The following is a 21,387-nucleotide window of genomic DNA, read 5'->3' as shown; positions in this document are numbered from 1 at the left end:
AGTTTTTTGTTTTTATTGTTTTTCTGGATGCGCGTCAAAGTATTCTTTTATTTTTACTACATAACCATACAGCTTGTAAAGAGCTTCAGGTGGGTTATTGGTAACCCCATCGTATATACCTTTTACATCGCCGTTATAAAAGCCCAATAGCATTTTATGCTTTGCCCGGCTATATGTTCCAATACCCCAAAGCTCTAAAACGTCCCAATAGTCGGGTCTCATAAGCACGTTATCGAAGGTAATGGTAACCTTGTTGCTTTTGCTAAATCTTGTACCTAAGTCGTTGGTAGGTATAAGGTTTAGTATTAGCTTTATAGAGTCGTTCTTCTCTTCGGATAGGTTTTTTCTTATGAGCTTAATGGGTAAGTAGGCTTGCATAGCACCAGCAGGGATACTATATTCAGGAGCTAAAGCGCTATAATGTTCTCCGCTTTTAGCCGTACTTGCGCCATTAACAGCAACCTTGAATGTTTGCGCTTTGTCTATAAGTTTTCCTGCTAACCTCACCGGCACATAAACGGTGTGTGTTAATGTGTCGTCAGGTTTACCACTAAAGGAATAGTTTATAATAGAGTCGGCAGCAGTTTTATAATAGAAATATACTTGGTTATTTGTGTTATAATATCCGTCTTTGCTGTATTCTCCATTGTAGTCTATATTGCTGCATGCACTCAAAGCAGTGATGAGTGCTGTTGCAACAAGAGCAAAAATATATGTTTTTTTCATTTTCATATTCTATATTTTTTTTATTTGTTACCAAATTCTGTTTCATTCTCTGGCCAAGGCAATACAAAAATTTCGGTAGAAGGTGTAATGGTCTTGGTACCAGTAAAGTCGGTAAAGCTTTTATTATAATGTTTTAAAGCATAGAATATTTGTCCTTCTCCGGGCATTTCTCTCATACGTTCATGTAGCATTTCTTTTTCAAAAGCCTCACGATTAACGGTCTTATCGCTACTTACAGGGTCTAATCCTCTGCTTGCTCTTACCTTATTAAGATAGCTGATAGCTTCTTCTTTATTAGTATCGAAGAGGCTTTCGCTGAGTATATAATACATTTCAGGTAGGCGGATAAGTGTAAATCCCTGAAGAGGAAGTGTAGCTATTTGTGCTTCGCTCTCTAATAATCGTATAAAAGAGAATGTCTGTGTGCTTCCGGGAGTATTGAGCTTGTAGAAAGAGGGGTATCTTATATCCGAGCTTGTTGCGGTAAAGGACGAGGTTTCGTAAAGCTTTTCGAGGTCGCGTCGTCCTTCGTAGAATGTTCCTCTTGCTGTTTGTGATAGGAACATTTGTGCAATCTCTTTAGAGAGGGTTGTGTTGTAGAGCCCAAAGATAAGTTCGTTAGTAGCAGGAAATCTTTTCACTCCGTCCATAGAGGTAAGTTTTTTCAAGCTAAAATTGTCTTTACTATCTACTACTATCTTGGCATATTTAGCAGCTAAGTCGTATTTTCCCATACTGTAATATACTCGTGCTTTAGTAGCCGCTACGGCATATTTGTTAAAGAATACGGCTCTGCCCTTCATATAATCGTTAGTAGGGTTCTTTTCTACGTTTACAACATTGTCGTTAGCAAGCAGCTTTTCAGCCTCATCAAGGTCGTTAAGTATGAGCTGATATGTGTCGTGTAACGAATATAGCTTGCGGTTATTTAGGTCGAAGGACGTAGAGTAAGGTAGCCCTCGAGATGTCTTAGTGCTTTGCAGATAGTCTTCGGCAAATAACCGGGCAAGATCGAAGTGTAGGAAAGCTCTAAGCCCTAAGCATTCTCCGCGCATTATAGATAGCTCGGGGTGGGTAATCTCAGTAGTATTAATATGTTTTAAGATGTTGTTTATATATGATATAGCCTGATATTGACCGAACCATATACTATTAATAATACTTCTTACTTCTTTCTTTTTATAGTCGTATGCTCCAGCAAAATAAGCAGGCACGGAAGAAGCAGCATAGCCCGACATCTGTCCTATTTGGTCTACAAAGGCATAAGAGAGATTGCCTCCATATAAATCTGTTGTAGCCAATTTGCCATAAGCTCCATACATAGCGTCTCTGAAGCCACGCATATCGCTAAACTGTTTTTCTTGTTCTAACTGTCCTGCGGGCTGAACATCTAAGAAATCGCTACAAGAAGATAATCCTACGAGGGCTATAAGTAGGGTGATATATAAATATATTTTATTCATAACTATTTTTTTGTGTTTTTACAATGACAATCTTACTGACAATTCTATACTTCTATCATAAGGGTAAGACAAGCCTCGTTCGCGTTTTACGGTAGACCAATAGAACAGGTCGTTGGCAATAAGCTCGAAGCGTAGGCGGTTAAGTCCTAAACGCTTACTTACCGTTGTAGGTACGTCATAACCTAAGGATAGGCTGCTAAGAGTGAGAAAATTGTTTACCTCTACAAAGCGTGATGTTTGCATAGGTACAGAGGTATCATCGATGCGCTTATATTTAGCATTGTCGCCTGTTTGTTTCCAGCGACTGTTAAACACACGTGCATCGGCATTATAACGTGGATCGGCACCTTCCACTTTGCTTGCGAGAGTTTGGTTATATACCGCTCCGCCGAAAGAATATCTGAAAGAAGCACCAAAAGACAACGACTTATATGTAAGATACGATGTCATAGCACCTATACCAAAAGGTGTTGTGTCGCCAAAAATAACCTTATCATTAGGGTCGTAAGTCATGGTGTAAGAGCCATCGCGTTTGATGTATATCTCGTTACCTGTGGAAGGATCGATACCTGCCGAAGGTACTACCTTTAGAGCTGTGAGCGATTGTCCTTCTTCATATATAGGAAGAGGGGTAACGCCTCCTTGCTTTTGGTTCTTTTCGTTTTGTGCCTTTAGGGCATTACTTATCTTTTTTATCTTGTTTTTGTTGTAAGAGTAGTTTACGCCTACCGACCATTGCCAGTCTTTTGTCTTTATAGGTAAGACGCGAGCCTGTAGCTCGAAACCTGTATTTTGTACTTCACCAACATTTTCGCGAGAGGTAGCAACACCTATAGAGGGAGCTTTGGTGATGTCGAGCAGTAGGTTGTCAGTGTTTTTAATATAATAGTCGGCAGAAAAATCGAAGCGTCCTTTAAACATGGTTATGTCTAAACCTATGTTATTGCTTAGTGTACGTTCCCACTTTAGGTTTGTGTTTCCTATTGTAAGAGGCACAGCACCTATACCTTTAACATAGTTATACCCATTAGCATAGGTATAAGTAGTCAAAGCCTGATAAGGCTCAAAGGAGATGTTACCTAAATATCCCATGCTGGCGCGTAGCTTTAATAGCTGGAAAGGAGAGCCTTTCATAAACTTCTCGTTGTGAATGTTCCACCCCGTACCAATACTCCAGAAAGGAGCGAAGCGAGAGTTTTTACCAAACTTTGATGACCCTTCATAACGATATATAAGGTCGAGGAAATATCTGTTGTCGTATATAGTGTTGGCATTTACGAAGAAGCCTACACCGTTATATCGTATATCTGTGCCTGAAGGCTTATTATTAGCGTAAGATGTAGCAAAAGAGGGGTGTCCCAGCTTGTCGGTGTAAAAACCTATAGTGGTGTAATCGGCACCGTCTACTGTAGACGACTCTATGCTGCTACCTCCCATTGCAGTTAAGAAGAGCTTTGGCAGAACGTAAGCATTATAAGATAACATTATCTTACCTTGATAGTTAGCTGTCTTGCTGTTGCCATCTCTTAACGTACCACGCCGAGAAACATCAGCTTTGTTTTTTATTTCAAGAGCTGAGAAAGGTGATGTAAAGTTACGAGAGTTAAGTTTTGAGGTTTGGATAGAGAAGTCGCCATCTATACGGAACACCTTGTTTATCCATACCTGCAAAGAGGTAGTGTTAAGAAAGTCGAGATTATCAGACTTGCTATAGCTCCCTAAAGATGCTTGATAAAGAGGGTTTGCGAGGTTATAATGTAACAACTGTCTGTATTCGCCATTCTCATCATATGGGTTTTCGTATGGATTTTGTTTTACCCAGTAAGAGAAGTCGCCGTAAGGAGAATTGTTTGTCTTTATAGAGCTTAGTGTAGAGGTGTTTGAAATAAAAAACTTACCATCTATACCATAAGATAAGCGGAAGTTTGTAGACAAACGCTCACGGTTAGAACCCTTCATAACACCAGCATCGTTGCCATATCTTACGCCCAAACTATAACGGGCGCGCTCATCACCACCGTCTATGCTTAGGCTATGTTGATGACTTATGGCGTTGCGTAGAGGCTTAGCTATCCAGTTAGTGTACACGCCGTCTTTTACCTTACGATAGATGTCGGCATATTGCTGCTCAAGGGCATATTGCTCCTGAGGGTTAGTGCTGCTATATAGCCCTGCCAAGCGTTCATACTCAAGCTTTTCGGCTGCCCCAAGAAGGTTGTAGTCGCTAAGGTCAGGGGTAGAAAGGCGCACTGTGCCATTATAGTTTAGCTTTAGTCTGCCACCCGTCATAGCTTTAGTCTTTATTACTATAACTCCTGCAGAGGCTTTAGCACCATATAGAGCAGAAGCAGAAGCATCTTTTAGCACGGTAACGCTCTCTATATCGTTAACGTCCATATCATAAACATATTGCACATTAACCTGCGACCCATCAACAACAAACACTGGCATGTTTGCTGTTCCGTCGAAGGTAGCTCTACCACGAATGTTAATATCGGCGAGCTTGTTAGGGTCAGAGCCTGCTGTGTTGTTCTCTAACACCATCATGCCCGGTACAAAAGCCGAAAGACTTTCTAAAACGCTCTTTGTACCCACAGAGATAAGCTGGTCTCGCTTTATAGAGGTTTGAGCTCCTGTAAAGCTGTTTTTGTTTTTCGTTCCATAGCCTGTTACTACCACCTCGCCAAGCATCTCGGCATCTTCTTCTAAGACAAAGTTGCCTGCAGTGCCGTTCTTAACGGTTTTATGTAGGGTTTTATATCCTATGTATGTAAAGCTAAGTTTGGCTTCCTTTTGAGTGGTTTCTATAGAGTAGCGACCATCTATGTCTGTGATGTATCCACCATTAAAGCCCTCCATACGAATGGTAACACCGGGAAGAGGAATGCCTTGAGCATCGGTTATCTGTCCAGAAATGCCTTTGCTGCGGTTGGGCTCACTCTTTTGAGTAATAGTAACTACGTTTCCACTTATGGAATAGCTACACGACACCTGCCCTAACACCTGCCCTAATACGCTTCTTACGGGCTTGTCCTGAGCATTGATGGTAACATCGTTAATCTTGTCTATCTGCTCTGCATCGTAGACGAACTCTAAACTGGTCTGCTTGCCTATCTCGTCAAGGAATTGTTTTAATGATGCACGCTTCATATTAAGCGTAACATTCATCTCATTTACATTCTGAGCAGAGATTTGAAGACAAGGTAATACACAGAAAAGGATATTCAATAATAGAACTATCCATGTGTGTTTTAAAAAAATACTTTTTTGCATCTTATTCTCTATTTTCTGTTATGGGTTATATAATGTTTTATTTATTAAGATGTATCCTGTCCGTTAAAAACAATTAGAAATATGTTTTTACACAAAACATAAAATACAAAAGTAGGTATAATACTTTAAAGAGGCAACAAACTGAATGAAAAATATTTATAAGAAGACTTAAATTAACATACCATAATAAAGCCCAAAGTGGTCATTACTCCACAATGGGCTTATTGCTCTTTTTATATATAAAGTATATGTCTTTAAGCGTTAAAGGCTCGTAAAACGTTGTCTTTTAAGTTATTATTGGTAATACCATATTCTTAGCTGTGGGCGTCGGGAAAGGTCTCCAGGGTTAGAGCCTGGCTCGCCTTCTGGCACCGGAATGTTATGGCTTTTATACATATTGACAAAAACATCGGGTATTTTGCCATTCTTATCGCGGAAGGTCATAGGTATAGGGGTGAACACTAAGTGTCCCTTACTGTCTACGAACGACTTTTGTACCAGTTCGCTGCAATATAACTCGTTGTCGTCAGGAAGGTAAAGATAGTCGTACTTGCGCCCAATGTAAGACATGGCTTTCTTTATAGAAGCATGTACGTCTACGTCTGAGGTTATCCTTCCTACGATGATGCGTGCGCTTTTGTCGCTCTTCTTAGCGCGCTCTTGAAAGTCTGCCATTGTGGTAAGCCTAACCCTCGGAGGACATGCCTCTAAGACGTACCCACAAGAACTTATGCTTACATATATGCCCACATGGTCTATTTTTAGCCCATCTACACCTGAAGTAACGTCGGTTATGGCGTTAGGCTTTCCTTTTGCAATAAAAAGAAGATCGCCGTCTTGGAGTGTTTTTACTAATGCTGGAGTGTCCTTTATCTTTGAAGAACAGCTAAACAAGGAAAGGAAGAAGAATAAAATAAAACTCTTCGATAAGATAGAAATAGTTTTTCTCATAATTTTCTCGTCTGTTTGTTTTGTCAGTAACATGAGTGCAAAAGTATAAAAAGAATAGCATAATGTAAAATATTTTTATAGAAAATTAGCTTTTCTATATGGCTCGATGGTAAAAAAAGCACAAAAAAGTGGATATTTAAACTTTTTTTCTTACCTTTGCAGTGCAATAATCTTAATAAAATTAACAATAAATAATAATTTAAGAAGTAATATATAAAGAACAAGTTTTTTATTTTTTAACGTATTTTATTTGCATATTTCCCATGAATTTTTACCCCCCCCCAGATTGTTTTAGTAGGTTGGCGAGTGATAACTATTTGGCTGTTTTGTTGCGTTTGCGTAAGTGCGGTTTCCCCTGAACGGTGTTTTTCTTATTTTTAATGATACATTTTAGTTAGCAAGACACATACCTTGTGATAAGGTGAATGTGTGTAGTAAAAATATTTTTTTATTTATTTATCAAACATAGATAAGGTAAACATTCTTTTTTTTTAGATAGTGATGAAACGGAAATATATTGTTCCTGTTTGTAGTATTATTTCGGTAGAGGCTGAAAGTGTGCTTGTAGTTGGGAGTGGTCATGATAGTAGCATTTCTAATTATTCTCATGTAAAGTTTGATCCGAAAAAGTCTGAAGACCCAAACGCTTCTTATAATCAGGATTACAGCGAGTATGAGCTATAGTGAGGTTATGTTATGGTTTTAAGATAGTTATAAAAAAGTAGTTCATTTTAGGTATATATAAGAAAATTATCAATAGAGAGCAAATGAAAAGTATAAAAACATTTTTCTTTCTAATGGTGCTTTTTACCATTAGTGTTAGCTGTTCGGACGAAATACTTCCCGAGCCTAATATAAAAGGAAAAGAAGCAAGTAAGAAATGTGCCACATCTGTTATTACCATTGAGAGTGGTAGTGCAGGGGTAGTTTTGCCACAGAGGGATATGTCCTTATCGCAACAGCCTTCTTCGCGTGCCACTGTTATCATGAATGAGATGTTTGAGCTTACAGAGGATAACAGTTTTGAGACAGACGCTTACCTTATCAAGGAAGACGATGAGGAAGACGACAACGACAATCGCAAGTTGGCATATCTGCATATTCGTTGGACAAGTAAGAGTAAAACCTCAAACGGTTGGCACTTGAGCACTTACTGCCCTAAGATAACCTTAGAGTGGATCAATAACAACGGTGTAGATATTAACCCTGGCGAAAACTGGTATATTGCTGGCATTGTAGGCGGAGATATGGAAAGAGAAAAAGGCATTCCCAACACTGTAGAGTTTTATGGGCAAAAGGATAAGCCAAAGGTGCTAAACGGATCTGTTGCAGGTAGTAGCACAAAACATGAGTTTAATGTGCCCTTTGTAGCCAACTGGGTAAAGGTGGATATTAAGGGTAAGAACAAAATAGATTTCCATAACATGCGCTTCGAGCCGCAAGGTGTAGTGTTTAAGGTGAAGGTTAAGCGTAGCGATAAGCTATTGAAGCCAGAGGAACACCAGTATATGTTTTCCAGCACCGGGCTGTCGCCCAATGTCTTCTTCAGTTTCGTAGACTATGATAAGGGAATAGACCCACGACAAAGCCACAGCGTAAAGGTGTCGCACAAAAATCCCGTGAAGGACTATTGGGTGTGGCACCACCCTACAGATTATCACGAATTAGGTGAAGGACCTGAAACACAGATGAACAATCGTATTATGGCAAGGTTAAAAGAATATCAGTTCTCAAAAGTTTGGGAGCTGCGTTATAGATATACTTACTCCGCTGCTAAAGAAACAGGTAAAGATTATGACGAGTTTTATGTGTGGGGAATGCCTATAAATGGGGGCGAGTATGTAGACATCTTCTCATATAAAGGGAAGGGTAATAAGGATAAAGCTGAGTGCGACTATTCTAAGGCAAAGATCTCTTTAGATAATACTACTGCCATTACATCTGCCCATGGTGGTTTTATGCTGGGCTGGGTAAACGGAAAGGGTAAGGTACGGGGAGAGTTTCTCTGTGGCACACCGCATACTAACGAATACCAACGTGTAGATAGCTGGGAAGGTTATAAGGGAAAGGTGATAGAGGTAAACTTAAAGGAGATGTTTCCGGGAGATAACCGCTATAAGTGGCGTGTGCCGTTGGCACGTATGGCAAAATCGAACTTGGCTGTGCCTGAGAGAGTTTTTACAGAGATAGATGAAAAAGATTTAGTATTTACTAACGATATAGAGCCACACAGCGGAAAAGGAAAGTTTGATCAGAAGCATCTTCAAATATTAGTAGAAGCAGGGAAAGCACCTAAGGGGTATCATATACCATCTATACAGGAGCTTGGAGCGGCATTGCCCTATGTGGCAGAAAAATGTTATGCCGATTGGCAGGTAATGAGAAAAGATCTTGAGGGCAGAAACCTTGGCTTTACTGATGGCAAAAGCCCTGAAGGTCCTTCGCTTGATGGCTATTTCAAGGAGTGGTTACAGCTTAAAGACTTGCAAGGATTCTCCGCACCATCGCTCTACAACAGCATATATAAGACAGTAATAGACGGAAACAGCAAGGTGATATATGGCATACGCTTTGAGCATGTCCGTAGCAAAGATAACAAAGACCTCACGGGCAATCGCTATCGCTGTGCTTATCGCTTCGTAATACACACAGAAGACAAAGATAAAGGGTGTAATGTAGATGGGCGTGGACGCAGACTTGCCATTACTGCACGGTGGATAGGTAACCTTCCTATAACTATTGACGAGATATCAAATCCTGAATATTGGAATAAAAACAACAGCAATGACGTTGTTCGCATACTTAATGATGACGGAGACGGGAAAGGATTGAAAATAATTGACGACGCTTGCTACTTTTCGGCAACGAAAAAACGAGAAGGTGACTTATACGACAAAGGAGATCCTAATAAAGTTTATTATTGTCGTTATTTTCACCCCAATGGTTTTTATCGAGGTAATATGACAAAAGGAAATGCAGTTAGAGGTTCTATCCGTTGTTTTGCTAACTGGTCTCTTAGCGAAAAAGACTCTATAGCGCCACGTCAGCAACGCATTATAGGGGCGCACAACGAGGAATATTATAAATAAAGGTTAGTGCTTTTCCCCTTTGGTAAGATAACATTATAATAGTGTAGATGACGCTTTGAGCAGTGTTCGCGTAAAAGGCTTGTTATCAAATAGTTATCTTTACGAAAGGAGTGCCTTTGCAAAAGGTGATGTTTTATAGCAGAAAAGATGATGTTTAAGGTTGCAAAAGGTGATGTTTTATAGGGTAAAACATCACCTTTTATAAATGTATGGTTGTGGTATGTTTTTTATAGAGGTTTTTATAAGATAAAAGTGTCTATTACTTTAGCCACTCCGTCTTCCTCGTTAGATAGTGTAACATAGTCCGCTTTAAGGCGAATATCTTCGTTAGCATTCGCCATAGCTACTCCCAGCCCAGCGTATTTTATCATGCTAAGGTCGTTATATCCATCGCCACAAGCTATTATTTCTTCTCTTTTAATGTTGGTGAGCTTTAGCAGTTTGGCTATAGAGAGAGCTTTATCTACATTTAGTGGTACGCATTCAAGGAAATAATCAGCCGACCTGTATATGCTCATCTTCCCTTCGAGCGTCTTTGATAGTTCTGTTTCTAATAGGTGTAGCGGTGTAGGGTCTCCCACGATAAGACATTTGTTAATGGGGTAGACTATCTGTTTTAGAAAGTTGGGATATAGGGTTATGGGTAGCTTGTTAATACGTGCTTCTTCCTTCACATATTTATCTTGTGTAGAAGTAGCAGCTATTTTTTCTCCCTGATATGTAAGTATGTTCATGTGGTGCTCTATGGCTTTTTCATATAGCGTAGGAACAAGTTCTGAGGGTAGTGTTTGCTCGAAGAGTGTGTTGCCAGAGGCACAGTCTATTATCTTTGCTCCGTTAAAGGCAAGAATGTATCCGTGGTATTGTTTTAGTTGTAGCTCTTGTGCTAAGGGTGCGATGCCGTATGTAGGTCTGCCAGAAGCTAAAACGAGGCGTATGCCTTGTTCTTGTGCGCGTATAAGTGCGTTTTTAGTTTTAGGGGTTATTACCTTATTGTTATTTGTTAGTGTGCCGTCTAAGTCGAGCACTATCATTTTATATTTTTTCTTCATTTTGTTTTTTGGAAATATTTTTTTGTGTGTTAAAATATTTTGCAAAGGTAATCTTTTTGTATTGTATAAAGGTGTGTCTGTGTTTTTTGTTATGTAAAAATATGTATATGAAATGTGTGTTAAAGTTATAAAAAAGCTATATTTAACGTTTATGATAGTTTTTTGTGTGCCTGTTGCTTTGGTTAAGCCAAAATAAAATATTACTTTTGTATCGACCAAACGGAATAATTCGTTTAATTTAAACATATAATAAAAGTTATGGTAGTAGATTACAAAAAATTAGGTCTTGTAAACACACGCGAGATGTTTAAAAAGGCTGTAGTTGGTGGTTATGCTATTCCAGCGTTCAACTTCAACAATCTTGAGCAGCTTCAGGCTATCGTTAAGGCTTCTTCAGAATTAAGATCCCCAGTTATCATTCAGGTATCTAAGGGTGCTCGTAAATATGCAAATGCTACATTGCTTCGCTATATGGCAGAGGGTGCAGTGGCATACGCTAAGGAGCTTGGTTGCAAGCATCCTGAGATTGTAGTTCACCTTGACCATGGCGATAGCTTTGAGACATGTAAAAGTTGTATCGACTCTGGTTTTTCTTCAGTAATGATTGATGGCTCTGCTCTTCCTTATGAGGAGAATGTCGCTTTAACAAAGAAGGTGGTAGACTATGCTCATCAGTTTGATGTAACTGTAGAAGGTGAGCTTGGTGTTCTTGCAGGTGTAGAGGACGATGTAGTAGCAGAGGTTTCTCACTATACAAAGCCAGAGGAGGTTGTAGACTTTGCTACCCGTACAGGTTGCGATTCGTTGGCTATCTCTATAGGTACATCACATGGTGCTTACAAGTTTACCCCAGAGCAGTGTACACGCGATCCTAAGACAGGCCGTTTAGTACCTCCTCCATTGGCATTCGATGTATTGGCAGCTATTGAGAAGAAGCTCCCAGGCTTCCCTATCGTTCTTCATGGCTCATCTTCTGTTCCTCAGAAGTATGTTGATATTATTAATGCTCATGGTGGTAAGTTGCCAAACGCTGTAGGTATTCCAGAGGAGCAGCTACGTCGTGCAGCTAAGAGTGCAGTATGTAAGATCAATATCGATTCAGACTCTCGTTTAGCATTTACCGCTGGTGTTCGTGAGACATTTGATGAGCACCCAGAGTATTTCGATCCTCGTCAGTATTGTGGTAAGGCTCGTGAGTATATGGAAGAGCTATACAAAGAGAAGATAAAAGATGTTTTAGGTTCAGACTACAAGTTGACTAATATAGATTAATAATTTTTTTATTCATTTTAATAATTAGTTTGGGTGGTAAGCTCTTTTTTAGGGTTTACCACCTTTTTTTGTTTTATAGTAATGTTATTATCCTTTTAGTATGTCTTTAAGAAGATAGGTTGCGTTTTGATTTCGTGCCACTCCTTTTGTTATTTTATATGAGTAAGTAATGTTATTTCCTAATTCTATTTCGAAGCAGTAGTTGTGAAAGCGTTTATCAGTTTCCATTTTAGATAGTTCTAAGTCGTGTGTAGCAATGATGCCTGTAACATTTCTTTTAGCTACATATTCTAAGAATAGTCGTGAGCCGTTAAGTTTGTCAAGCGAGTTAGTGCCTTTAAGTATTTCGTCTAAAATGATGAGGTTTGGCATTGTTGGCTGTAGAGATGATATGAGAAGTTTTAGTCGGAGTAGCTCAGCGTTAAAATATGATATCCCCTTAGCAAGGTCATCTGTAGTGCGCATACTTGTAAAGAGGTGGAAAATAGATACTGTTAGGCTATCTGCAAAGACCGGTAGTCCGTTCATAGCCAGTATATAGTTAATGCCTATAGTGCGTAGGAAGGTGCTTTTGCCTGCCATGTTAGCTCCTGTTATTATGTAATATGATAGTGGCTCTATGTAAAAATTGTTTTTTACAGCATTTTCTCCTAAGAAAGGGTGATATATGTTATCAGCTTTAAACACTACTTCTTTGCTCTGTACGATGTTGGCATCGGTGGCTTTGTCTTCATTTAGTCTGAAGTTTGCCATACTTATCAAAGCATCAAAGGTGCTGACGTCATTTATCCAGCTTTCAGTGTTTAGCTTAATGTTAGCTTGTAAGTTAGCAAAGGAGCATAATATAGAAAGGTCTGTTAGCTTTAGTGTGTTTAGCAGTACCACTCCAAACTCATTACTTCTACCATCTATCTTTTGTAAAAGTCTCTGTATACATTCAAAAGCCTTCAAAGCCCCGATAAGGTGTGTTTTTATTTGTTTTAGTTCTTCAGCTTTGTCTGTATTAACATTTTCTATGAGGCGTATTATCCTAAGGTAGCTGTTTGTGTAGTTTAGTATGCCTTGTAAGGCGTTGTTGACGAGCTTTATATAGCGGTAGGAAGCAAAAAAGGACACACAAAAGTTAGTTACCGCCCAAGTAACAGGTATGGAAAAAGAGCAATATCCCATGAATGAGCATAGTATAGCGATGTAGAAGCCCACTAAGCTAATGCGTCTTAGCCATGTAAAGGGTGTAAAAGAAAAGAGGCGTGGTACGTGTATTAGACTTATTTTTTCTAACATCATCTTTATAGCGTTAGTATCTATGGTTTTTGATGCTCCTATGGCTTTAAACTGTGTGATAAGAGGCTCATCGGCAGATAGTGTTTTTATGCTTAGTGTTCGTTGTTTTATTTGTTTTATTTTTGATATTTTGTTACTTTCGGTGTTTTCTTCAGCAAGGCATGCTGCTAAATAATCGGCTCCTGTGGTAGTAATACATCTGTTTATGCGTTGGAAGAGTGATTGATTTCCAAAGATGTCTATGTTAAGCGTAAAGGGGTGGTTGGCATCTATATATTTGTTACCTTGGTCAAAGCATGAGAAGTCTCCGTTAAAATAATCCACTTCTTGCTGATATGTCTTTTTTAGAGAGGTAAGGTTTTCTATATTTTCAGAGTTTTTCCCGTCATAATAGCGTGTTAATATATATAGAGCCAAGCATATCCCACTTCCTAATAAGTTCCATAAGCTGTTGGTATATAATATGTATAATACTATAAAAGCTATTATGCCGATAAATGTAGTTATCTCGCAAATGATGTAAGAGGTGTTTTTTGCTTTTAAGCTCGTTATGTTTTCTTTTAGCTTAAGTATTTGCTCTTTATAGTAAGCATTTAATGTTTTGTTCATAATTTTAATGAGTTTAAAAGATTTTTATAGCCTAAATGAGGTTATGGCTTTGTTTTCTTTTCTGTTTTCTTATCGGCATATATCTTGCCTTTGTAGTTTTGTAATATCCCTTTAAGGTTTTCTTGCAAAGATAAGCAATTTTTTCTTCATAATAAGCTAATATCGTTTTAGTATATAATCATTTCTATTGCTGATAGCTTAAAGGTTTTCTATATAAGCCCCTCCCTTTTCGCTTAGTATGGTTTGTTTATGTAAAAGACGAGTGAACAGGTTTTAGAGCATCAAGGTTAGGTGAAAAAAGCGTTAAAACTTATAGTTTTCTTATCTGTCATAGTTTCTTTAAATTTCAACAAAAATATAAAATAAAGGTTTGTATTATCCTGCTTAGGTTGCATTAGTGATATTTTTTTTGTTATTTTGCGTCATAATTATCTTTTTTATGAATACTAATAAGTGTTTTTTGTAAAGGTAAGGGCATGTTTTTTTTGATAAAATTCTTGGTGGTTCAATTTTTATTAGATACATTTGTTGCATCATTTTGACATAGTGATATAACTAACATAAACAATAAAAATATAAGCTACTATGGAAGTCAAAAAAATTATGCAAGGCTTGGAACAAAAGCATCCAGGCGAGTCAGAGTACTTACAAGCAGTACAAGAGGTCTTAGAATCGATAGAAGAGGTTTATAACCAGCACCCAGAGTTTGAAAAAGCTAAGATTATAGAGAGAATGGTGGAGCCGGATCGTATATTTACATTCCGTGTAACATGGATAGACGATGCAGGTAAAGTGCAGACAAATCTTGGTTATAGGGTTCAGTTTAATAGCGCGATAGGTCCTTATAAAGGTGGTTTGCGCTTCCATAAGGCAGTAACTCCTTCTATGCTTAAGTTCTTAGGTTTTGAGCAAACCTTTAAGAATGCTCTAACAACGTTGCCAATGGGTGGCGGTAAGGGTGGTTCCGACTTTGATCCTGTAGGCAAATCAGATGCAGAAATTATGCGTTTTTGCCAAGCCTTCATGTTAGAGTTGCGCCATAATATAGGTCCAGATCAGGATATTCCTGCAGGCGATGTTGGTGTAGGTGGTCGTGAGATAGGTTACCTTAACGGTATGTATCAGAAGCTTACGCGTAGATATCACACAGGAGTATTAACAGGTAAGGGTATTACGTGGGGAGGATCTTTCTTCCGTCCTGAGGCTACTGGTTACGGTGCTCTTTATTTTGCTCAGCACATGTTAAAGAAAGCTGGTAAGGAGATAAAGGGAAAGAAGATTGCTCTTTCTGGTTTTGGTAATGTAGCATGGGGTGCTGCTTTAAAGACTTTGGAGTTAGGTGGTAAGGTTGTAGCTATTTCTGGTCCTGATGGTGTTTGCGAATTCCCAGAGGGTATTACAACAGAGATGATAGACTATATGCTTGAAATGCGTGCTTCTAATCGTAATAAGGTAGAGGATATGGCTACTAAGTTCCCAGACAAGGTTAAGTTTACTGCAGGTAAGAAGTCTTGGAGCGTGCCTTGTGATATTGCTTTGCCATGTGCTTTCCAAAATGAGTTGAGTGAAGACGATGCAAAGGAGCTTAAAGCAAATGGTTGCTGGTGCTGCTGCGAGGTTTCTAACATGGGCTGTCAGCCTGGTGCCATTCATTTCTTCCAAAAGAATGGTGTGCTATTTGCTCCCGGTAAAGCAGTAAATGCAGGTGGAGTAGCCACTTCTGGCCTTGAAATGACACAGAATGCAGCTCATTTAAACTGGGCTCCTGCAGAGGTAGATGCTAAGCTACACTGGATAATGGAGAGCATTCATGAGCAGTGTGTTAGGTTTGGTACACAGCCTGATGGTACTGTAGACTATGTAAAGGGTGCTAATATAGCAGGCTTTATGAAGGTGGCTGAGGCAATGCTTGAGCAAGGTGTTATATAAAAAGTTCTCTCCTGTCCCCTCTCTTAAAAGTATGAGGGGGCATTTATTTAAGGAGAGAATGGAAAATAATATGTTATGAAGAAATTCAGATCTCTCTTAATATTAATAATGTTATTTATAGGCTTTATCACTTCTACCCATTGCAAAGGGCAAACAAGTGGTAAAGCCTCTTATTATAGTAATAACCTTCATGGCAGAAGGATGAGTAATGGGCAGGTTTATAATAAGAATGATTTTACTTGTGCTCATAGAACGCTTCCTTTTGGTACTCGTTTAAAGGTAACAAATCCCAGAAGTGGTAAAACCATTACTGTGCGTGTTGCCGACCGTGGTCCTTTTGTGCGTGGGCGTATAATAGATCTTTCTTATGCAGCAGCTCGGGCTTTGGGTATAATATCGAGTGGTGTAGGATATGTGCGTATCGAGGTGATGCGAAATAAGACAGAGATACCTTATCCAAGTCCGGATATAGATAAGACTATAGAGGTGCCAGAGGTGGAATATGGCTTAGCAGGAGTATGTTATGAGTTTATTCCAGAATGGGAAAAGACTAAAGACGATAAGCCTGAAGAGGTGGAGCGTAAGGTGAATACTAAAGGCTTATCACGGAAGGCTGCTGTAAGCTATAATAAAAACAAGGCGTTTAGACGGTATCAGCAGCAAGAAACAATGAAAAGTTCTTCGAAAGAAGGAGCAAGTAAGTCGTGGACAGACTTCTTTAATAAGATAAAAAATGGTGTAACAGGTATATTTGAATAGATAGTGTTCCCTATATATGTGTTATATAGGGATAATGGTATATTACACCTAAGAGGAAGCTACTACATAGCTTAGTATTCTTACTCTTCTAAACGTTTAAAAGCCTTAGGCAGGTAATTAATAATATCGCTTGCTATAAGGCTTTCTTTCCCTATCTCTTTAGCTGCTAAGTCGCCTGCTAATCCGTGCAAGTACATACCTACCAAAGATGCGCTCTTTTGAGAATATCCGCGTGCTAAGAGGGCTGTGATGATACCTGTCAATACATCTCCACTGCCTGCTGTAGCCATACCGCTATTACCTGTACTATTAAATATTACCTTGCCATTAGGTAAGCATAACGCACTGTGATGGCCCTTTAATATGATGTATCCCTGAAGAGATTTAGCAAGATCGGATGCTCGCATTAACCGTTCATAGTCGTTGTTAGTAGGTACTCCTGATAGGCGGTCGAACTCTTTTGGGTGAGGAGTCATGATAATGCCTTTTGGAAGTTGCTGCATCCATGTACGGTGGTTTGCTAATAAGTTTAGAGCATCAGCATCAACAATAATCGGACATTGTGCTTTTCTTATTTGAGATATTAAGGCAATGGCAGTGTTTTCTAAAACTCCTATTCCAGGACCTATAGCTAAGGCATCAAAACCATCAGTATCGATAGGTTCTGAGAAGACAGTTTCCTCGTGGTCAAGGTGTACAATGGCCTCTGGCACTGCTGTTTGCATTATGGCATAGTTAGCTTTTGGCGAATGTACCGTGGCTTTACCCACGCCTGCTCTTAGGCAAGCACGTGATGCAAGGATAGCTGCTCCTGCCATACCATAGCTTCCTGCTATTATAAGAGCATTGCCCATAGTGCCTTTATGGGCAAAATCATCTCGCGAAAGTAATAGTGGCCTAATCTCATTTTCTTCTATAATGGAAAATCTTGCATCTTTTGTTTTGATAAAATCCTTATTAAGACGTATATCAAGTATCTTTACTTCTCCTAAAAAAGTTTGATTATCACCAAATAAGAATGATAGTTTAGGCTGATGAAAGGTTAATGTGAGGTGCGCATGGATAATATTAGCTCTCACACTATATGAGTTGTCTTCAGCCAATAAGCCTGAGGGTATGTCGATACTTACAATTTTTGCAGGACTTTGGTTGATATATTTTATTAAAGAAGCAAAGCCTCCAGCTAAAGGTTTGTTAAGTCCTATACCAAACAGGCCATCTATTACTAAAGTGTTTTCAGTCAGTTCGGGAGGGTCGAACTGAGTTGTTATTTCTACAAAGTCTTTAGCCGCCTTGCTGTTAAGTAGTTGTAGCTTGTTAGCTTGACAGTCTTCTGAAAGCTTTTCGCTAATATTGAAGAGAAAGGTATTAACCTTATATCCAAGTGTAGCAAGCATACGAGCCACGGCTAAGGCATCTCCGCCATTATTTCCAGGGCCTGCAAAGACTACTATAGGTGTTATATTACTCCAACGCTCTGTAATGGTGTTAGTAACAGCTTTAGCAGCGCGCTCCATAAGATTTATAGATTTGATATTTTCCCTTTCTATGGTATATCTATCTAACTGATGTATTTGAGTACTTGTAAATATCTTCATATAATCGCAAAATTACTAAAATAATGTTTTCTAATAGGATAGTTTGTCATTATTTTCGTAATTTTGCAAAAAATAAATATTTAAGTAGAATGAGCCGAGTAACTATTTTAGATAAAACATTTGATATATCTATTCCAGAAGCAGAGATTTTAAAACAGGTAAAGCGTGTTGCGGAACAGATAAATAAAGATATGAATGGCAAAAATCCGCTTTTTCTTGCAGTGTTAAACGGTTCGTTTGTGTTTGCAGCTGATTTATTTCGCTTCATAACCATACCGAGTGAGATTTCTTTCGTGAAGTTAGCATCTTATGAAGGGACTATTTCTACAGGAAAGATAAAGGAAGTGATAGGTTTGAATGAAGATATTAGTGGCCGTGATGTTATTATAGTGGAAGATATTGTAGACACAGGTTCTACAATGAAGCGTATGTTAGAAACGTTGGGCACACGTAATCCTCGTAGTTTGCATATCTGTACATTGCTTCTTAAGCCCGGTAAGCTGGCAGTGCCTTTGAATGTGGAGTATGTTGCTATGGAAATACCTAACGACTTTATAGTGGGCTATGGTTTGGATTATGATCAGCAAGGTAGAAATTTAAGAGATATATATACATTAGTACAAGAATAATGAAAAATATTGTAATTTTTGGTGCTCCCGGTGCTGGTAAAGGTACTCAGAGCGACAAGATGATTGAGGAGTATGGGTTCGGTCATATCTCTACAGGAGATGTGCTTCGTAGTGAGATTAAGAAAGGTACAGAATTAGGCAAGACGGCTAAAGGGTATATAGATAACGGCCAGTTAATACCTGATGAGCTTATGGTAGACATTCTTGCAAGTGTTTATGATACATTTGGCAAAGATCATAAGGGCGTCATCTTTGATGGTTTCCCACGTACTATATCACAGGCAGAGTCGTTAAAAGCAATGCTCGCAGAGCGTGGTCATAAGATAGCTGCAATGATAGAGCTATTTGTTCCTGAGGAGGAGCTTATGAAGCGTTTATTACTTCGTGGCGAGCAGAGTGGTCGTTCTGATGATAATGAAGAAACTATAAAGAAGCGTTTAAAAGTTTATAACACACAAACATCTCCTCTTATAGATTGGTATGAAGGTGAAAAGATTCATCATCATGTAGAAGGGTTAGGTTCTATTGATGATATTTTCGAAAGAGTTAAAGCAGTTATAGACTCACTATAAAAATAATACTGGATAGATATTGAGAGGTGAGAGTAAAGGATTATATTCCAGAAAGCTCTATCCTCTCATTTTTTTTATTATATAAGAATATATTTTTTATTTATTCTTTTTTTTTATTTCCTTTTTTATGGCGGACTCAAACTTTGTAGATTACGTTAAAATATATTGTCGTTCTGGTAAGGGTGGTAGAGGTTCGATGCATTTGCGTCATGTGAAATATAATCCCAATGGCGGTCCTGATGGTGGCGATGGTGGTAAAGGTGGCAGTGTTTACCTACGTGGTAATCATAATTATTGGACATTGCTTCATTTAAAGTTTCAGCGTCATATCTATGCTGAGCATGGAGGTAATGGTGGTAGGGATAAGTGTCATGGTACAGATGGTAAAGATATATATATTGATGTGCCATGTGGCACAGTAGTATATGACGCCGAAACGGGTAAGTTTGTTTGTGATGTTACATACGATGGGCAAACAGTATTGTTATTAAAAGGTGGTCGTGGAGGATTAGGTAATTTCCAGTTTCGCACTTCTACTAATCAAGCTCCGCGTTACGCTCAGCCAGGAGAACCCATGCAGGAGATGACGGTTATAATGGAATTGAAGCTCTTAGCTGATGTTGGTTTAGTGGGTTTCCCTAACGCAGGGAAATCTACATTACTGTCTTCTCTGTCTTCTGCTAAGCCAAAGATAGCTAATTATCCATTTACAACTATGGAGCCTTCATTAGGAATTGTTAGCTATCGAGATCATCATAGTTTTGTAATGGCAGATATACCTGGAATTATAGAAGGAGCAAGTGAAGGGCGTGGCTTAGGTCTTCGTTTCCTCCGGCATATAGAACGTAATTCTCTTTTGCTTTTTATGGTACCTGGTGATACTGATGATATTAAAAAAGAGTATGAGGTTTTACTTAATGAGTTAAAGCAGTTTAATCCGGAAATGATAGATAAGCATAGAGTTCTTGCGATAACAAAGAGCGACTTGTTAGATGAAGAGCTTATCGAAATGCTTCAAGAAACGTTACCAAAAGATCTTCCAGTAGTATTTATTTCAGCAGTAACAGGACAAGGAATAGAAGAATTAAAAGATATTCTATGGAAAGAATTAAACTCTGAAAGTAATAAGTTGCGTGAGATTACTTCAGAAGATACTCTCGTGCATCGTGATAAAGACATGATGTGTTTTGTTGAAGAGTTGCAGGCAGAAGGAGCCGATTTTGATGAAACAGAAGATAGAAAAGATGCTGAAGAAATAGACGATTTAGACGATTTTGAATATACAGATGAGTAAGCCTTTATTACATTATTATAATATATCTTCGGAAGTTGTTGCTTTTTCCACTACACGGCATGGTGGAAAAAGTAATGGTACCTTTGGCACTCTTAACATAAATGCTTATCGTGGAGACGACCCAATAGCTGTAGAGGCTAATTTAGAGGCTGTTGCCAAAGAGATAAATGTGCCTAAAGAAAGAATTATTCGTCAGCATCAGGTGCATGGTACCGATAGCAGAATGATAGCAGAAGAGTTTTTCTTATTGCCTACAGAGGTGAAAAAGCAGATTCTTGAAGGATCAGACGCTTTGCTAACTGATGTACAAGGTGTTTGTATAGGTGTGCATACTGCCGATTGTGTACCTGTGTTGTTATATGATACTGTTCATCATGCAGCTGCTGCTATACATGCAGGTTGGCGAGGAACAGTAAAGCATATAGTAAGGAAGACTATCTACTCTATGATGAATGTTTATAATACTGCCCCTAAAGACTTAAAGGCTGTTATTGGGCCATGTATATCTTTAAAGAATTTTGAGGTTGGTCAGGAAGTGTATAACCAGTTTGCTGAGGCTAATTTCGATATGGATAAGGTTAGTAAGTTTTATGAAAAGTGGCATATTAACCTGCCTTTAGCTAATGAGTATGAGCTTCTTTCCTTGGGGGTGAGACCTAATAATATATTCCAGTCGGGAATATGTACTTATGATAACTATGAAGATTATTTTTCGGCAAGACGTATAAAAGAAAATTTCGGCACGATTTATACCGGTATTATATTAAAGAAGTAGGGCTTTTATCTGAAAAGCCTACTTCTTTAATTAAGTGTACGCTCGGCATGAGCATTTTCTAACGGGTGGAAGTCCCGAGTAAGCCCTAATAGCGGGAATTACATAGCCAAGA

Annotated in this window: 16 protein-coding genes; 9 read left to right on the top strand and 7 right to left on the bottom strand. The window is 38.7% G+C overall.

What is annotated here, in order from left to right:
• Nucleotides 1-12: 12 nt before the first annotated feature.
• The 4 genes from AC1DCD_RS02590 to AC1DCD_RS02575 form a co-directional block, all read right to left on the bottom strand.
• A complete protein-coding gene (locus AC1DCD_RS02590; protein ID WP_464652996.1) occupies nucleotides 13-726 on the bottom strand; it encodes a DUF4843 domain-containing protein in 714 nt (237 codons plus the stop codon).
• A 20-nt stretch (nucleotides 727-746) separates the two neighbouring features.
• Complete coding sequence (locus tag AC1DCD_RS02585; protein WP_464640129.1) at nucleotides 747-2,189, bottom strand: RagB/SusD family nutrient uptake outer membrane protein; 1,443 nt, start codon at nucleotides 2,187-2,189, stop codon at nucleotides 747-749.
• Between the two features lie 18 nt (nucleotides 2,190-2,207).
• On the bottom strand, nucleotides 2,208-5,462 hold the full coding sequence (locus AC1DCD_RS02580) for a SusC/RagA family TonB-linked outer membrane protein (RefSeq protein ID WP_464640131.1): 3,255 nt from the start codon (nucleotides 5,460-5,462) through the stop codon (nucleotides 2,208-2,210).
• Nucleotides 5,463-5,756: 294 nt separating this feature from the next.
• A complete protein-coding gene (locus tag AC1DCD_RS02575; protein ID WP_464640133.1) occupies nucleotides 5,757-6,413 on the bottom strand; it encodes a YiiX/YebB-like N1pC/P60 family cysteine hydrolase in 657 nt (218 codons plus the stop codon).
• Between the two features lie 501 nt (nucleotides 6,414-6,914).
• Between AC1DCD_RS02575 and AC1DCD_RS02570 the strand changes: the two genes are divergently transcribed.
• Nucleotides 6,915-7,097 (top strand): hypothetical protein, encoded by a 183-nt coding sequence (locus tag AC1DCD_RS02570; RefSeq protein ID WP_353586269.1) that lies wholly within the window; start codon nucleotides 6,915-6,917, stop codon nucleotides 7,095-7,097.
• An 83-nt stretch (nucleotides 7,098-7,180) separates the two neighbouring features.
• Entirely contained in the window at nucleotides 7,181-9,502 is a 2,322-nt protein-coding gene (locus tag AC1DCD_RS02565; RefSeq protein WP_464640136.1) for a hypothetical protein, read from the top strand.
• 239 nt (nucleotides 9,503-9,741) lie between these two features.
• On the opposite strand, the gene AC1DCD_RS02560 is transcribed toward AC1DCD_RS02565, so the two are convergent.
• Entirely contained in the window at nucleotides 9,742-10,554 is an 813-nt protein-coding gene (locus AC1DCD_RS02560) for a Cof-type HAD-IIB family hydrolase (protein WP_464640138.1), read from the bottom strand.
• 258 nt (nucleotides 10,555-10,812) lie between these two features.
• Between AC1DCD_RS02560 and AC1DCD_RS02555 the strand changes: the two genes are divergently transcribed.
• Nucleotides 10,813-11,826 carry a class II fructose-bisphosphate aldolase gene (locus tag AC1DCD_RS02555; RefSeq protein ID WP_008446732.1) on the top strand — a complete coding sequence of 338 codons (1,014 nt, stop codon included), beginning with the start codon at nucleotides 10,813-10,815 and terminating at the stop codon, nucleotides 11,824-11,826.
• 87 nt (nucleotides 11,827-11,913) lie between these two features.
• Here the strand turns inward: AC1DCD_RS02555 and AC1DCD_RS02550 are convergent, their stop codons facing one another.
• Complete coding sequence (locus AC1DCD_RS02550; RefSeq protein ID WP_464640140.1) at nucleotides 11,914-13,719, bottom strand: MutS-related protein; 1,806 nt, start codon at nucleotides 13,717-13,719, stop codon at nucleotides 11,914-11,916.
• Nucleotides 13,720-14,304: 585 nt separating this feature from the next.
• Between AC1DCD_RS02550 and gdhA the strand changes: the two genes are divergently transcribed.
• Together gdhA and AC1DCD_RS02540 are read left to right on the top strand one after the other, a co-directional pair.
• A complete protein-coding gene (gene gdhA / locus AC1DCD_RS02545; RefSeq protein WP_008446709.1) occupies nucleotides 14,305-15,648 on the top strand; it encodes an NADP-specific glutamate dehydrogenase in 1,344 nt (447 codons plus the stop codon).
• A 75-nt stretch (nucleotides 15,649-15,723) separates the two neighbouring features.
• The gene (locus tag AC1DCD_RS02540) at nucleotides 15,724-16,407 is read left to right on the top strand and encodes a septal ring lytic transglycosylase RlpA family protein (RefSeq protein WP_036854122.1); all 684 of its coding nucleotides are present in this window, start codon (nucleotides 15,724-15,726) and stop codon (nucleotides 16,405-16,407) included.
• A gap of 80 nt (nucleotides 16,408-16,487) precedes the next feature.
• On the opposite strand, the gene AC1DCD_RS02535 is transcribed toward AC1DCD_RS02540, so the two are convergent.
• On the bottom strand, nucleotides 16,488-18,005 hold the full coding sequence (locus tag AC1DCD_RS02535; protein WP_464640143.1) for an NAD(P)H-hydrate dehydratase: 1,518 nt from the start codon (nucleotides 18,003-18,005) through the stop codon (nucleotides 16,488-16,490).
• An 89-nt stretch (nucleotides 18,006-18,094) separates the two neighbouring features.
• Here AC1DCD_RS02535 and hpt point away from each other — a divergent pair, with 89 nt between their 5' ends.
• From hpt to pgeF, 4 genes are all read left to right on the top strand, one after another.
• Nucleotides 18,095-18,634: a hypoxanthine phosphoribosyltransferase gene (gene hpt, locus AC1DCD_RS02530; RefSeq protein WP_464640145.1), complete on the top strand. Its 540-nt coding sequence runs from the start codon at nucleotides 18,095-18,097 to the stop codon at nucleotides 18,632-18,634.
• On the top strand, nucleotides 18,634-19,206 hold the full coding sequence (locus AC1DCD_RS02525) for an adenylate kinase (RefSeq protein ID WP_464640147.1): 573 nt from the start codon (nucleotides 18,634-18,636) through the stop codon (nucleotides 19,204-19,206). Before hpt ends, AC1DCD_RS02525 begins: the two co-directional genes overlap by 1 nt.
• A 127-nt stretch (nucleotides 19,207-19,333) precedes the next feature.
• Nucleotides 19,334-20,500, top strand: a complete 1,167-nt coding sequence (gene obgE / locus AC1DCD_RS02520) for a GTPase ObgE (RefSeq protein ID WP_464640149.1) — start codon at nucleotides 19,334-19,336, stop codon at nucleotides 20,498-20,500.
• Nucleotides 20,493-21,275, top strand: coding sequence for a peptidoglycan editing factor PgeF (pgeF, locus tag AC1DCD_RS02515; RefSeq protein WP_464640151.1), 783 nt, complete (start codon nucleotides 20,493-20,495; stop codon nucleotides 21,273-21,275). Before obgE ends, pgeF begins: the two co-directional genes overlap by 8 nt.
• The last annotated feature ends 112 nt before the right edge of the window (nucleotides 21,276-21,387 follow it).

It is taken from the genome of Prevotella sp. C0209C1 (assembly GCF_056583855.1).
Note: the sequence above shows the minus strand (reverse complement) of the source record. Positions and strands in the feature narration are given on the sequence as shown.

Excerpts from the sequence above, each read along its gene's own strand:
- obgE (WP_464640149.1), top strand. The coding sequence starts at position 19,334 with ATGGCGGACTCAAACTTTGTAGATTACGTTAAAATATATTGTCGTTCT.
- hpt (WP_464640145.1), top strand. The coding sequence starts at position 18,095 with ATGAGCCGAGTAACTATTTTAGATAAAACATTTGATATATCTATTCCA.
- AC1DCD_RS02525 (WP_464640147.1), top strand. The coding sequence starts at position 18,634 with ATGAAAAATATTGTAATTTTTGGTGCTCCCGGTGCTGGTAAAGGTACT.
- AC1DCD_RS02590 (WP_464652996.1), bottom strand. The coding sequence starts at position 726 with ATGAAAAAAACATATATTTTTGCTCTTGTTGCAACAGCACTCATCACT.
- pgeF (WP_464640151.1), top strand. The coding sequence starts at position 20,493 with ATGAGTAAGCCTTTATTACATTATTATAATATATCTTCGGAAGTTGTT.
- AC1DCD_RS02555 (WP_008446732.1), top strand. The coding sequence starts at position 10,813 with ATGGTAGTAGATTACAAAAAATTAGGTCTTGTAAACACACGCGAGATG.
- AC1DCD_RS02585 (WP_464640129.1), bottom strand. The coding sequence starts at position 2,189 with ATGAATAAAATATATTTATATATCACCCTACTTATAGCCCTCGTAGGA.
- AC1DCD_RS02570 (WP_353586269.1), top strand. The coding sequence starts at position 6,915 with ATGAAACGGAAATATATTGTTCCTGTTTGTAGTATTATTTCGGTAGAG.
- AC1DCD_RS02535 (WP_464640143.1), bottom strand. The coding sequence starts at position 18,005 with ATGAAGATATTTACAAGTACTCAAATACATCAGTTAGATAGATATACC.
- AC1DCD_RS02540 (WP_036854122.1), top strand. The coding sequence starts at position 15,724 with ATGAAGAAATTCAGATCTCTCTTAATATTAATAATGTTATTTATAGGC.
- AC1DCD_RS02550 (WP_464640140.1), bottom strand. The coding sequence starts at position 13,719 with ATGAACAAAACATTAAATGCTTACTATAAAGAGCAAATACTTAAGCTA.
- gdhA (WP_008446709.1), top strand. The coding sequence starts at position 14,305 with ATGGAAGTCAAAAAAATTATGCAAGGCTTGGAACAAAAGCATCCAGGC.
- AC1DCD_RS02565 (WP_464640136.1), top strand. The coding sequence starts at position 7,181 with ATGAAAAGTATAAAAACATTTTTCTTTCTAATGGTGCTTTTTACCATT.
- AC1DCD_RS02575 (WP_464640133.1), bottom strand. The coding sequence starts at position 6,413 with ATGAGAAAAACTATTTCTATCTTATCGAAGAGTTTTATTTTATTCTTC.
- AC1DCD_RS02560 (WP_464640138.1), bottom strand. The coding sequence starts at position 10,554 with ATGAAGAAAAAATATAAAATGATAGTGCTCGACTTAGACGGCACACTA.
- AC1DCD_RS02580 (WP_464640131.1), bottom strand. The coding sequence starts at position 5,462 with ATGCAAAAAAGTATTTTTTTAAAACACACATGGATAGTTCTATTATTG.